The sequence below is a fragment of the Streptomyces sp. NPDC050549 genome (assembly GCF_040655035.1).
Lineage (GTDB): Bacteria > Actinomycetota > Actinomycetes > Streptomycetales > Streptomycetaceae > Streptomyces.
Genome location: NZ_JBFAJD010000046.1, coordinates 63520 through 76823, shown reverse-complemented (window position 1 = coordinate 76823; position 13304 = coordinate 63520). Strand labels below are relative to the sequence as shown.

Annotated in this window: 10 protein-coding genes; 7 read left to right on the top strand and 3 right to left on the bottom strand. The window is 67.2% G+C overall.

Annotated elements, in window-relative coordinates; translation table 11 throughout:
* From AB0I51_RS41350 to AB0I51_RS41320, 7 genes are all read left to right on the top strand, one after another.
* A partial coding sequence (locus tag AB0I51_RS41350; protein WP_362983537.1) for an IS3 family transposase occupies nucleotides 1-345 on the top strand: 345 nt, incomplete at its 5' end.
* A gap of 357 nt (nucleotides 346-702) precedes the next feature.
* Nucleotides 703-1341 (top strand): helix-turn-helix domain-containing protein, encoded by a 639-nt coding sequence (locus AB0I51_RS41345; RefSeq protein ID WP_362983536.1) that lies wholly within the window; start codon nucleotides 703-705, stop codon nucleotides 1339-1341.
* Nucleotides 1342-1343: 2 nt separating this feature from the next.
* On the top strand, nucleotides 1344-2114 hold the full coding sequence (locus tag AB0I51_RS41340) for an ABC transporter ATP-binding protein (protein WP_362983543.1): 771 nt from the start codon (nucleotides 1344-1346) through the stop codon (nucleotides 2112-2114).
* The gene (locus AB0I51_RS41335; protein ID WP_362983535.1) at nucleotides 2105-4660 is read left to right on the top strand and encodes an FtsX-like permease family protein; all 2556 of its coding nucleotides are present in this window, start codon (nucleotides 2105-2107) and stop codon (nucleotides 4658-4660) included. The genes AB0I51_RS41340 and AB0I51_RS41335 overlap by 10 nt, the downstream gene beginning before the upstream one ends.
* A 520-nt stretch (nucleotides 4661-5180) precedes the next feature.
* Nucleotides 5181-7139 (top strand): BTAD domain-containing putative transcriptional regulator, encoded by a 1959-nt coding sequence (locus tag AB0I51_RS41330; RefSeq protein ID WP_362983534.1) that lies wholly within the window; start codon nucleotides 5181-5183, stop codon nucleotides 7137-7139.
* A gap of 52 nt (nucleotides 7140-7191) precedes the next feature.
* Entirely contained in the window at nucleotides 7192-8964 is a 1773-nt protein-coding gene (locus AB0I51_RS41325) for an AMP-binding protein (RefSeq protein ID WP_362983533.1), read from the top strand.
* Between the two features lie 55 nt (nucleotides 8965-9019).
* On the top strand, nucleotides 9020-9808 hold the full coding sequence (locus AB0I51_RS41320) for an ABC transporter ATP-binding protein (protein ID WP_362983542.1): 789 nt from the start codon (nucleotides 9020-9022) through the stop codon (nucleotides 9806-9808).
* Nucleotides 9809-9838: 30 nt separating this feature from the next.
* On the opposite strand, the gene AB0I51_RS41315 is transcribed toward AB0I51_RS41320, so the two are convergent.
* Genes AB0I51_RS41315 through AB0I51_RS41305 form a run of 3 tightly spaced genes read right to left on the bottom strand, consistent with a single transcriptional unit; the run spans nucleotide 9839 to nucleotide 13279 of the window.
* Nucleotides 9839-11194 (bottom strand): nucleotide pyrophosphatase/phosphodiesterase family protein, encoded by a 1356-nt coding sequence (locus AB0I51_RS41315; protein ID WP_362983541.1) that lies wholly within the window; start codon nucleotides 11192-11194, stop codon nucleotides 9839-9841.
* A gap of 29 nt (nucleotides 11195-11223) precedes the next feature.
* Complete coding sequence (eboE, locus tag AB0I51_RS41310) at nucleotides 11224-12411, bottom strand: metabolite traffic protein EboE (protein ID WP_362983532.1); 1188 nt, start codon at nucleotides 12409-12411, stop codon at nucleotides 11224-11226.
* A 13-nt stretch (nucleotides 12412-12424) separates the two neighbouring features.
* Entirely contained in the window at nucleotides 12425-13279 is an 855-nt protein-coding gene (locus AB0I51_RS41305) for a TatD family hydrolase (RefSeq protein ID WP_362983531.1), read from the bottom strand.
* Between the last annotated feature and the right edge of the window lie 25 nt (nucleotides 13280-13304).

The window sequence follows — 13304 nt, the reverse complement described above, 5'->3', positions numbered from 1 at the left end:
GCCGACCACGGCTGTCAATATACGTCCATCAAGCTCACAACTCGGCTCATGCGAGCGGGAGTTGAGGCGTCCATGGGCTCCATCGGGGACTCGTACGACAACGCCCTCGCGGAGAACCTCTGGATGCTCATCAAAACCGAGGGCCTCCGCGGCCGCACCTTCACCACGAGGGCCGAGGTGAATCTCGCGCTCTTCGAGTACATCGACGGCTTCTACAACTCGCGCCGCATCCAGGAACGGCTCGGCTTCCTCAGCCCGATCGAGTTCGAGGAGAAGTACTACGCCGAGCAGGCGACGGCCGAACCAACGAACCTGAACACCCGTCACCCCCTGCTGACCAGCTGATCAGCGGCTCCCGCATGACGGGGGAACCTCAGGCTGGGGCCTGGAGGCAGAGAACGGATGCTGGTCGTACGGGCTCCGGTCAACCTGTTTGTTCGGTTTCGTTCAGTCGTCGGGCGACCGGTAGCGAATCGACGCCAGCGGTTCGCGTTCGAACAGGAACGGCTTGGCGGCCTCACGGCCGATCGAGGGTCGGAGCCGTGTTGGGGCGCCGCGGTGCGGGCGACGCGAGTGACTGGGAGTCTCAGAGCGCGCCCTCGCGGAAGTCGCGTGGCGAGTGGTGGGCGCCAACCGACGCCTGCAGGTTGCACAAAAGCCTGTGCACATGAAATTATGCATACTGTGTCAGGAGAACCCGGGTTGAGAGAGATCGCTGATCTGGCGGCTCTGAAGACGCTCAGTCACCCACGCCGGTACCAGATCTTCCAGCAGCTCTCCCTGCTCGGCTCGGCCACGTCGGCGATGCTCGCGCGAGAGCTCGACCTCAACACCGGGGCTACCAGCTACCACCTCCGAGAGCTGGCCCGGTACGGCTTCATCGAAGAGGTCCCCAAGGACGCTCAGGTGCATGGGCGTGAGCGGTGGTGGCGGGTCGTACCCGTCGATCTCCGCTTTCCCGAGCGCAGCAGGCAGAGCCCGGAGATGCGCCCCGTCATAGACGAGATGAACCGCCGGGCCTACGCGGCGGACCTTGAGTTGTTCGAGCAGCTTCGGCGGCAGAGTGACGATCTTGATGAGTGGGCCGATGCCTTCCTCTACTCGCGGGGTTCGATGCGGCTGACCTTTGAAGAACTGCGCTCCTTTTTCGAGGACTACATCGCTCTGCTCAACCGCTACAAGCGGCCCGACGACGAGGTCCCCGCCGGCGCGCGGACCATGCTGACCCGGTTCTTCGCCCTCCCGGCACCGGATCCGGAGCAAGTCGCGGCAGAAACCAACGAGACCGTCGTATCTGAGGCCGAATTCGAGCCCGCGTCAGAAAGGGAAGAAAGCCCGTGAGGATGAAATCCAGGGGCAGGTCGAGTACACCGGAGAATTCGATCGGCCAGGCCGTGACGCTCCAAGGTGTGACCAAGACCTATGGGCGCGGAGCTCACGCAGTCACTGCTCTCAACGAGGTGTCCGTCACGATTCCACGCGGCACCTTCACAGCCGTCATGGGCCCGTCCGGATCCGGAAAGAGTACGTTCCTGCACTGCGCCGCAGGCTTGGACCGGCCCACCTCCGGCTCCGTCAAGGTCGCTGACCGTGAGCTGACCGGAATGGACGAGACCGAGCTGACGCATCTGCGGCGGCAGCGCGTGGGCTTCGTGTTCCAGGCATTCAATCTGGTCCCGGCACTCACAGTCCGTCAGAACATCACCTTGCCGCTACGACTCGCAGGACAGCGCACCGACAGGGGATGGCTGGACGAGATCATCCACCGTGTCGGGCTGACCGGTCGTGTCGACCACCGGCCTTCACAGCTCTCCGGCGGGCAGCAGCAGCGGGTGGCCATCGCACGGGCGCTCATCACCCGTCCCGACGTCATCTTCGGCGATGAGCCGACGGGTGCGCTCGACACCGTCACCGCCAAGGCGATCCTCACGTTGTTGCGCAGTTGCGTCGACGAGGCCGGGCAGACGGTCGTCCTTGTCACGCACGATCCGGTTGCGGCCGCCTACGCCCACCGCGTCCTGTTTCTCGCCGACGGACGGGTGGTCGACCACTCGGACGGTCCGACGGCCGACCAGATCGCCGAACGTATGACGCACTTAGGAGCATGGTCCTGATGATCCGGTACGCCTTCAGCACCCTTCGGTACCGCAAGGGGGGCTTCATCGGAGCGTTCCTCGCGCTGCTGTGCGCCGCCGCCCTTGTCACCGCCTGTGGAACTCTGTTGGTGACGGGGTTGACCGGGAAGATCGAGACAGAACGCTACGCTGCGGCGTCCATCCTGGTGGCCGGGGACCAGAACGTCCACCAGGTGAAGGTGAAGAAGAAGCACGGTAAGACGAAGGTCAAGCACAAGGCCAAACCGCTCGACGAGCGAGTCTGGCTGCCGGCCGGCGTCACCACGAAGATCGCGGCCGTGCCCGGCGTCAAGGCCGCGGTGCCCGAACTGGACTTTCCCGCCTACCTTGTTACGGATCAGGGGAAGATCGTCTCAGGGCCGGACGGAAAGGCATCGCTCGGCCACTCCTGGACGTCGGCAGCGCTGACTCCGTTCGCGTTGGTGGCGGGCAGGGCCCCTCAGACGAGTGACGAGGTGGTGCTCGACAGGGAGATCGCCTCTCGGACCGGCTTGAAGACCGGTGATCGGGTGACCGTGCAATCCACGACCACGCCGGCCACCTATCGAGTCTCAGGTATCGCTGCCGCGAAGGCCGGCGATCTGGGAGAACAGTCATCGCTGTTCTTCTCTCAGCAGGAGGCCGAGCGGCTGAGCGGACGCGCCGACCAGGTGGCTGTAGTCGGGGTGATCGCCGACGAAGGTGTCGACCAGGCACAACTCAAGACCGCCATCTCGCACGCTCTCGACGGCACCACGGCCCAGGTGCACGGCGCCGACGATCGCGGAGCCGTGGAGTTCCTCGGCGCCAGCAAGGCCCGTGTGCAGCTGATCAGCATGGGCGGTGCCATTGCCGCGGTCTCCCTGCTGGTGGCCGTCCTCGTGGTGGTGGGGACCTTCGCTCTCTCCATCCAACAGCGTTATCGGGAGCTGGCCCTGTTGCGCGCAGTCGCTGCGACACCCCGGCAGATCCGCGGTCTCATCGGCCGCGAGGCCGCCATCATCGGCTTGGTCGCGGGGGCCGCCGGCGCAGTCGCGGGGTTGCCGATCGCCGTGTGGCTGCACGGAAAGTTCGTTGACTTCGGCACCATCCCCGAGACACTGAAGCTGACGCTCAGTCCCTATCCGATGCTCGCCGCAGTGGTGATCACTGTGCTCGGCGCGTGGGTCGCTGCCCGGGTATCGGGTCGGCGGGTCGCGCAGATTCGCCCCGCGGAGGCGCTGTCCGAGGCCGCGATGGAGACCGGGCCTTTCGTGATGCGCCGGTTGGTCGCCGGAGCGATCTTCCTGGTCGTGGGCATTGTGCTGTTGTTCGTCTTGAGCATCCTGCACACGGAGCCGGCATCCGCGCCTGTCACCTATCTGAGCGTGATCATGCTTTCCACTGCCGTGGCACTGCTGGGACCGGTCATCGCGCGGGCCGGCATCGCCGCGCTCAGCGGGCCGCTGAGGCTGTCCCGGATCAGTGGGTATCTCGCGGTGGCCAATAGCCGTACCAACCTGCGACGGTTCTCCGGCGCCCTCACTCCTCTCACCCTGTTGGTCGGCATGACCTGCACCATCATCTTCGTTCAGTCGACCTTGGGGCATGCATCCCAGAGCCAGGCCAGAGAGGGGAACCTCGCGAACTACACCCTTGCGTCCTCGGGGCCTGGAGTGCCCGACTCCGCGGCGGACAAGGTGCGAGAACTGTCCGGCGTCAGCACGGTGACCGAGGTCGTGCGCAGCACGGTGCGAGTGGGCTTGGACAAGTTCCAGATTCAGGGTGTCACCCCGAAGGGCCTGAGCAAGAACGTGGACCCGGGCGTTGTGTCGGGCTCCCTGAACGGGCTGGGTCAGAACGGCATGGCTGTCAGCAAGGTGGCCGAGCGCATCGTCGGAGGCGTGGGCAGCAAGGTCGAAGTGACCATGGGAGACGGCACCCGAGTCCGACTCACCGTGGTCGCGGTGTACGACCGTGGCCTGGGCTTCGGCGATCTCACCATGGCCCACGACCTGGTGGCTGCTCACGTGGACAACCCGCTGAGTTCCGCAGTCCTCGTCAAGACGGACCGGACGAAGCAGGACCTGGCCAAAGTGGTGCGTGGCTATCCGGGAGTCCAGGTGCTCAACGGCGATCAGGTGGACTCGCTCCGTGCGGACCAGCAGCAGTCCAATGCCGCGGTCAACTTCGTGGCGATGGGCATGATCATCGCCTTCACCGCCATCGCCGTGGTCAACACGCTCGCCATGTCCACGACGGGCCGCACACAAGAGTTCGCGTTGCTACGGCTGGTGGGAACCACTCGGCGGCAGGTGCTGCGGATGCTGCGTCTGGAGTCGCTTGCGATTGTGCTGCTCGCGGTCGTCGTCGGCACACTCATCGCGATTGCGACGCTCACGGCGTTCGCCATCGGTATGACGGGCAGCGCCGCTCCCTATCTGTCCACGTTCATCTATGCAGCTGTCGTGGCGGTCGCCGCGGGTCTTGCTCTCGCCGCGACGATGATCTCTGCTCGGGTATCCCTGGCCGGCAAACCCGCGGACGTGATCGGCTCCCGGGAGTAGCCCCGGGAGTGAACTCGTCGCGGAGCGCTCGCTCCGGCCCGCGCACTTTCGCGCCGCCCAGGCCCGGGCGGCGCGAAAGTGCACGGATCTTGCCCACAAGCGCCGCAGGGCGTGGCACACATCTCGCCGTGACGGCCTGGCCGCAGCGAGCGGTGAGACACGCTGGGATCGCACGTGTCACCGAATCGGTATTCGATTAATTCGCTAGCCGGAGTGGTGGGATTCTTGTACAGTTGTGTACGATATACCTGTTGGTTTATGGGATTCTTTGAGTGCAGTGGTGTGAGTTTGGTGCGAAAGTTCCACCCAATGCTGTGGCCCGCTGCTGTTGTCAAGAGCTAGAAATCGGCCATGCCTTATCGATGGAGGCGGGGCGCAACATGCCGGAGCTTCCGGTAGGCAATGTGCGAAATGGTCGAACTTTTTGCTGTCTGAAACTAGGCATTCTTCTTTCGGTATCCATGGTCGGAAATGAGTTGCCTGAGCCGATTCGGCAGGGTGGCCCAGTACTGGGGGAAACATGAGATTTCAGGTTCTTGGCCCAGTTGAGGTGTGGCGGGATCACACCCAGGTCCTGCTCGGCGGGCCGAAACTCCGTACCGTGCTCGCGGCACTCCTGTTGGCCCGGGGGCGGGTTGTCAGTGACGCGACGTTGACCTCCTTGTTATGGGGTGAGTTACCACCGGCCACCTGCGTCGCGCAGATCCACACCTACATGTCCAGGCTCCGCCACCTGGTCGGCCCTCAAGCGGCTGTGATCCGGCAGCGCCCTGGATACCTGCTGCGCATGCCGCTCGGCGCGTCACGCGAAACGCCCAGCCCCGAACTCCCGATCACAGTGGACCTGCTGGAGTTCGAGCGGCTGGCCGCACTGGGCCGAGAAGCGGGCCGGAAAGGCGATGCCGCCGCGGCCTCCCAGTTGTTGCGGGCGGCGCTCGCCACGTGGTCCGGGCCGGTGCTCGGGGGCGTCACCGAATCATTGGCCGAGGGCGAGCGGCCCCATCTGGAGGAAACCCGCCTTGCGGTGCTGGAGGAGCGCATCGAAGCCGATCTCGCGCTGAGCCGTCACGCGGATCTGGTGCCGGAACTCATGGGATGGGCGAAGGCTCACCCACTGCGCGAACGCCTCCGCGGCCAGTTGATGACAGCGTTGTACCGGTGTGACCGGCAGGCGGACGCGCTCTCCGTCTTCCAGGAGGGGCGAGTGGCCCTGGCGGAGGCACTGGGCATCGACCCCGGTCCCACCCTGCGCAACCTGCACCAGGCCATCCTGGTCGGAGATCCGGCACTGGCCGGTCCTGTTCAACGCTCGCGCGCGGCCACGCGTCCCGCTGCGCCAGGGCCACTGCCCGCCGCGCCGGCCGATTTCACCGGTCGGCAGGCGGAGGTGACAGAACTCAAGGAGCTGCTGACCTCACCCGGGCACCGCACCAGACCGCCTGCCGTAGGCGTCGTCATCGGGATGCCCGGAGTCGGAAAGACCACGCTCGCCCTTCAGGTTGCCGGCTTGGTCTCCGCCCGCTATCCCGACGGCCAACTGTTCGTGGACGTGCGAGGCAGCCGCCCCGACCCGCTGACCGCCGATGACATCACCGTCGAGATCCTCCGGCTGCTCGGCGTTGACGAGGGCGATCTCAGCGCATCTGCCGACCGGCGCAAAGAACTGTGCCGCCGACGCCTGCTCGGCCGCCGTACGCTCATCGTTCTGGACGACGTGGCCGACGAACGGCAGATACGCCCTCTGTTGCCGAGCATCGCCGGCTGCGGAGTGCTGCTCACCAGCCGAGCCCGGCTCTCCGCCCTGCCGGGCATCAGACCTGTCTCGCTTGCCCCGTTCACTTCCGCCGAGGCTCACGCTCTGTTGCAGAGCATCGTCGGTGCCGAACGCCTGGCGGCATGGCCGAAGGCGAGCCGCAGTCTCGTCGAGAGCTGCGCCCGGTTGCCGCTTGCCGTCCGGATAGTCGGCTCCCGGCTCGCTGCCCGCCCGCAGTGGCCGTTGAACCGGATGACCAGACGGCTGGCCGAACCGCATCGCCGGATGGACGAACTTCGGATCGCGGACCTCGCGCTGCGAGACGTCTTCGCCACCAGCTACGAGCGGCTGTCGCTGGCAGCGCGGCGTGCCCTGCGCCTTCTGTCCCTGCTGTCGTCCCCGACCTTCTCCACCTGGACCGCGGCCCTCCTCCTCGACCTGCCCCTGCATGACACGGACGACCTCATTGACCAGCTGGTCGACGTCCATGTGGTGGACCTCGTCCATGACAACGGCGGGGGACAGTCCGTCTACACCCTGAACAGCTTGATGCGCTCGTATGTGGTGGAGCGGGCACGGACCGACGGAAATGTCGAGGAGCGCCGTGCGGCCCTGGAACGGCTCGACCGGCCCGCTCATACCAGCTTCGGTGCGGTTGACAGCACAAGCGTCGGTGACCTCGTGTACCGGCTGCGAGAGACGAACGCGGTGCCGTGCGGCCGTTGAACCGGCGGTCCGCTCCCACCGGAGGATCCACCCGACTGGAGGAGCCACAAGCATGCAGGCGAGCATTGTGGATGTCGTCGCTGACCACGCCAGAGACTTTCCCGATCGCCTGGCAGTGGTGTTCGTGCACGAGGACGACGGGCTACGGCCGCTTGAGACATCGATGTCCTACGCAGAGCTCGACCGGGCGGCCAGGGCCCGCGCAGTGTGGCTCCGAGGCCGCTGCGGGAGCGGGGAACGCGTCCTGCTGCTGTATCGCCCTGGCCTCGAATTCGTGAAGAGCCTGCTCGGCTGTATGTACGCCGGAATGGTGCCGGTACCGGCGCCTGTGCCCGACGGTCGTCGGCATCACCTGCAACGTGCGACCGGAATCGCCCTGGACGCCGATCCCCGTATCGCCCTCACCGACAGCACCGAGTTACCGACCGTGGCGGCCTGGGCGGACCAGCCGGGCCTCGACCACATGCTGTGCAGCGCCACGAACATCGCCGCGACAGGATCGCCCGACGAGTGGCGCAGACCGCTGATCTCCCGGGAACCATTCGCGCTGCTGCAGTACACCTGGGGTGCCACCGCCGAACCGCACGGCGTGATGATCGGACACGACAACCTGCTGCACGGTCTGGACAGCTACCGGCGGGCCCTGCGGCTGGACCTGGGCGCGGTTTTCGCCAACTGGTTGCCAGTCGAGCAGGGCACCGGAGTCGTCCCGCTGCTGCTGATGCCCCTGTACCTGGGTGCCACGACCGTCATGACGTCGTCCGTCGGGTTCCTGCGGTCTCCACGCATCTGGACTCGGATGATGAGCCGCTGGCGCGCAGAGGCCAGCGTGGCACCGGACTTCGGGTACGCGCTGTGCGCGGCGGAGTCCACTCCGGGAGAGGCGGCGGAGCTGGACCTGTCGGCCTGGAAGTACGCGTTCGTCTCGGGTGGTGCCCTGGACCGGGCTGCCCTGACCCGATTCACGGAGCGGTTCGCCGTGTCCGGCTTCCGGCCTTCGGTGCTGCGCACCTCTTACAACCCGCCCGGCACCAGTGGATGCGCCACCTTCTCGCTCCCCGACCAGCCTGCGGCCGTCCTCCAGATCAACACCGGACCGGTCCTGGTCAACGACGAACTCGTCGACGGGTCGGACACCCGGCTGCCTCGGCTCGTCAGTCGGGGAGCACCCGTCGACCTTGACGTCCGCGTCGTCCATCCGCAGACCCTCGCGGTGGTGCCCGACGGCAAGATCGGAGAGATCTGGCTCCGCGGCAAGAGCTTGGGGCGCGGCTTCTGGAACAAGCAGGACGCGACAGTCCGCACCTTCCGGGCCGTCACCGCGGATGGAGACGGTGGCTTCCTGCGCACCGGAGACTTCGGCGCGGTTCTTGACGGCGAGATCTATGTGTCCGGACGACTGGAGGACGTTGTCGTCCACGAGGGAGGCTATTTGCATCTGAAGCGCCTGCTGGAGCTGATCGAGCCGTTGGACGAAGGCTTTCGCGGGCTGACCGGGAGTGTATTCACCGTGCAGGCATCCGACCCGGAAGTTGTCGTCCTGCACGAGTACGCCCCTGCCCTCGCCGCCTCCCGAAGCTTGGCAGAGCTGGCGGCTGAGATCCGCAGTGCGGCGGCTGGAGCCTGCGGCGTCTCACTCGGTGGCCTGGTGCTCGTACAGCCGGGCATATTGCCGCGAACACAGACCGGCCGTGTCTCACGCCGGCTGGCACGTGAGTTGTTCGTCAACGACGCTCTGTCTTCCCTGTACGAGGATCTGCGCCCCGAACTCCTGAGCAGATACCGACCGCACGCCGTCAACGTGGCGGAGGGCAGCCTCATGTGATGAGCATCGCCGACTCCTGCCCCCCACGACGGACAGAGGAAGAGGCCAGTTCATGATGTTGCACCACCGCGATCGATCGCAGACGCCGGCGTGCGGTTCCGGGTCCGTTCATGCTCTCCGCCTAGAGAAGGTCACCAAGGTTTTCGGGCGTGCGGGAAGGGAGATCCGAGCACTTGACGAGGTCTCCTTAGTCATACCGCGCGGGACGTTCACCGCTCTCATGGGACCGTCGGGCTCCGGAAAAAGCACCCTGCTGTACTGCGCGATTGGCCTGGAAACGCCGACGTCCGGCAGCCTTTGGATCGGTGACACCCAGATCGACGGGCTGGACGAGGCACAACTGACCAGCCTGCGCCGGGCGCGGGTGGGATTCGTCTCGCAGTCGTTCAACCTGGTGCCGGCGTTGACCGTCGCCGAGAACATCCTCCTGCCCCGTAGACTCGCGCAACTGCCCGAGGACCGGGCGTGGTGCGAGGAGATCATTGCGCGCGTCGGCCTGCGCGACCGGGTCCGGCACTTCCCTTCCCAGCTTTCCGGCGGCCAACAGCAGCGCGTCGCGATAGCCCGGGCGTTGGTCACCCGGCCGGACGCGGTACTCGCCGACGAGCCCACTGGCTCGCTGGACACCTTCATGGCCAAGGAAATCCTCATGCAACTGCGTGCCTGTGTGGACGAGACGGCGCAGACCGTCGTGATGGTGACCCATGATCCGGTCGCCGCCTCCTTCGCCGACACCGTCCTCTTCCTCGCCGACGGCCAAGTGGTGGACCGCGCCGACGCACCGACCGCGGCTCGGGTCGCCGAACTCATGACCGGGCTCGACACTTCGGTCCGCTGCCGTTGAACCGCTGTCCTGGGCGTGCGGGGGCGGGGTTCACTTCTCGTCGAGGAGACCCAGGATCAGGTCCTTGATCTCCGAGGCGTGGAAGCGTTCCCGCTCCTCCGCCGGTTCGGAACAGAGCACCATCGGCGTGTCCTCCGCGTTCTCCGGCAGCCGGCCGTGGCTGCCCCGTACCCACGTCGGGTCGAGTGGTACGAGCGTCAGGGGGGCTCGCATGCCGGCCTTCTTGCGCAGCAGCGCGAGCGCCGCCTTCGCCTTGACCAGTGGGTCGGCCGGGTCGAAGAACAGCTCGGCCGGGTCGTATCCGGGCTTACGGTGGATCTCGACGCCGCGTGCGAAGTCGGGCGCGCGCTCGTCGTCCAGCCAGTAGTAGTACGTGAACCACGCGTCCGGCTCGGCGACGACCACCAGTTCGCCCGCATTGTAGTGGTCGATGCCGAGCCGGGCCTGCGCGGCGCGGTCGAGGACCTCGTCGACGCCGGGCAGCGCGGCCAGCACATCCCGGACCCGAGGAATGTCCGTGCCGTCGGGGACATAGACATGAGCCGCTTGGTGATCGGCCACGGCGAAGGCCCGCGAGGTGTGCGGATCGAGATACTCCATGCCGCTCTGGGTGTAGACCTCGAGGAGTCCCTCGCGCCGCAGCGCCCGGTTGATGTCCACCGGGCGGTGCACGGGTGAGATGCCGTACTCGCTCAGCGCGAGCACCGCGAACCCCCGCGCGCGCAGATCTGCGAGGAGCGGACCGAGCACGGCATCCGCGTCCCGGGCGGCCCGCACTGCCTTCGGGCTGTCGGGGCCGAACCGCTGGAGGTCGTAGTCGAGGTGCGGGATGTAGACGAAGGACAGATCGGGGTTCCGGCGGTCCACCACATGGCGGGTCGCGGCGGCGATCCAGCGGGTGGCAGCAATGCCTGCGGTCGGCCCCCAGTAGGAGAACAGCGGGAACGGCCCGAAGCGCGCGGTGAGTTCGTCGTGCAGCGTCGCGGGAACCGTGTAGCAGTCAGGCCCCTTGCGGCCGTCGTAGTGGTACACCGGGCGCGGTGTCAGGACGGTGTCCACCTGCGCGCCCATCGCCCACCACCAGCACAGATAGGCCGAGGTGTGCTCAGGGTCCCGGGCCCGTGCGGCTTGCCAGACCTTCTCACCGCCGACCAGCCCGTTGTGCTGCCGCCACATGAGGATCTCGCCCTGGTCGCGGTGGTACCAGCCGTTGGCGACGGCGCCGTGGTGGCGGGGGAGGAGCCCGGTGGTGAAGGTGGCCTGGACCGTCGCGGTGACCGCCGGGAAGACTGTGTCCAGCCGTGCTGTGAAGCCCTGCTCGCCGACGGCGCGCAGGTGAGGCATGTGCCGCAGCAGACGTGGGGTCACACCCACGGTGCAGATCACCGCGACCTGCTTGCGGTTCCGGTCCGTGTTCACGGTGTCGACTCCTCGGTCAGGCCCAGCGCGTGAAACGCCCCGCGCGTCCAGTCGAGCTCGGCGGCCACACCGGCCGTGACGTCGTCGTGGGAGCGGGCCTGTTCCCCGGGCAGCACCGACCAGGTGTATGTCTCCACCTCCACGTGCCGGGTGAGCGCGGTGGGCCTGTCGAAGAGCGCCTGCATGGTCCGGGACAACGTCTGGCGGGTGCTGCTCAGCGGCGGGCTCGGATCGGCGTGCAGGGGCACGTGGTAGTGGATGCGCCACGGGTTGTCCCCGGGGAGTCCGTCGGCACGGTCGAGTGCCTGCACGAGGTCGTCCCGATCGAGCAGGACGACGGACCCGGGCTGCCCTACTGCCTCTCGGGTCTGGTGGAGGAACCGCGGCTCGGCGAACGGGGCCAGGACCGCGCGTACATGCTCCTGGTCCGGGCGGTCGGCCTGGAGCGCCGCCGACGCCTGGAGTTTCACCACTGGCCTGCCCGCGTGCACAGCGGCCGCCACGGACTCCACGGGGTCCTCATGTGCCACGGCAAGATGGCAGGCGTCCAGGCACAGCCCCACATAGTCCGCGTCGGTGCCGGTCAGGGCGTCCAGAGCCTGTTGCACGGTCTCGGCGACGCACCCGGGCTCGGGTTCGAGACCGACGCGGATGTGTCGGCCCGTGTCGGCCGCGAGCCGTCGCAGCTCGCGCCCGAGGATGTCCAGGTGACGTCGCGCCGCGTCGTGCCGGGAAGCGTCCCACGGGTTGCGCCAGGCGAAGGGCATGGTGGAGACACTGCCCTCGCGGACATCGTCCGGCAGCAGACCGGCGAGTACCCGGGCCAGGTCCAGGGTGTATGCCAGCCGCCGAGGGTCGGTCCAGTCCGGCGTGTAGACGGCGTACTTGACCACGGGGTCATGAAAGCCCTGGTACGGGAAGCCGTTCAGCGAGACGACCTCCAGCCCACGACTGGTCAGTTCGGCCCGCAGCCGGGCGACGGCGGCCGGATCGTCGGCGAGTGCCTCGGCGGCCGGACGGGGCAGCCACAGCCCGAGCCCCAGCACATCCCAGCCGAGGCGTTTCCGGATGGGAACGGAGTGGGCGGCCAGCTGCGCCCGGATGCCCGGCAGGTCCTCGGCCGGGTGGACGTTGGTGCAGTAGGAGAGGTGGATGGTGCTGCCGTCTCGGTGCCGGAATCTCATGATCGGTCCCGTCTCAGAGCGTGCCGCGCAGAATGGAGTTGCCCGCGTACAGCGCGTCGCCGACGTCCTCGGTCTCGCCGAGGTCCAGTCGCCCGCTCTGTCCATAGAACGTGACCGGGTTGCGCCAGAGCACCCGGTCGACGTCGTCGTTGTCGAACCCCGCGTCGAGCATGGCCCGTCCGGTCGCGTGGGTGAGCAGCGGGTCGCTGTTACCCCAGTCCGCGGCGGAGTTCACGAGGATCCGCTCCGTGCCGTACTGCTGGAGGATGCGCACCATCCGCTCCGGGGTCATCTTGGTGTCCGGATAGATGGAGAATCCCATCCAGCAGCCGGAATCGGCGACCTGACCGACTGTCAGCTCGTTCAGGTGATCGATGACGGCGTATGACGGGTGGAGCCGGGAGCCGGCGATCAGGGCGAGGGACCGGGCGGTGCCGGTGACCTTGTCACGGTGCGGGGTGTGGACGAGGGCCGGCAAGCCGTGCTCGGCCGCCAGCTCCAGCTGTGCGGCGAAGGCGTACTCCTCCTCGGGGGTGCCGCTGTCGAAGCCGATCTCCCCGACGCCGACCACGCCGTCCTTGACCAGGTAGCGCGGCAGCAGGTCGAGGGTGGGGACGCAGCGCGGGTCGTTGGCCTCCTTGGGATTGAGGCCGATCGTGCAGTGGTGCCGGATGCCGAACTGGGAAGCGCGGAAGGGTTCCCAGCCGAGGAGGCCGTCGAAGTAGTCGGCGAAGCTGTCAGGCGACGTCCGGGGCTGGCCCAACCAGAAGGCCGGTTCCACCAGGGCACGAACGCCGGCCGCGGACATTGCCCGATAGTCGTCGGTGGTTCGTGAGGTCATGTGGATGTGCGGGTCGAAGATGCGCACGCGCGGGTCCCTTTCAGAGCTTTGG

Coding starts and splice junctions, on each gene's coding strand:
- AB0I51_RS41340 (WP_362983543.1), top strand. CDS start 1,344: ATGAAATCCAGGGGCAGGTCGAGTACACCGGAGAATTCGATCGGCCAG.
- AB0I51_RS41335 (WP_362983535.1), top strand. CDS start 2,105: ATGGTCCTGATGATCCGGTACGCCTTCAGCACCCTTCGGTACCGCAAG.
- AB0I51_RS41330 (WP_362983534.1), top strand. CDS start 5,181: ATGAGATTTCAGGTTCTTGGCCCAGTTGAGGTGTGGCGGGATCACACC.
- AB0I51_RS41325 (WP_362983533.1), top strand. CDS start 7,192: ATGCAGGCGAGCATTGTGGATGTCGTCGCTGACCACGCCAGAGACTTT.
- AB0I51_RS41320 (WP_362983542.1), top strand. CDS start 9,020: ATGTTGCACCACCGCGATCGATCGCAGACGCCGGCGTGCGGTTCCGGG.
- eboE (WP_362983532.1), bottom strand. CDS start 12,411: ATGAGATTCCGGCACCGAGACGGCAGCACCATCCACCTCTCCTACTGC.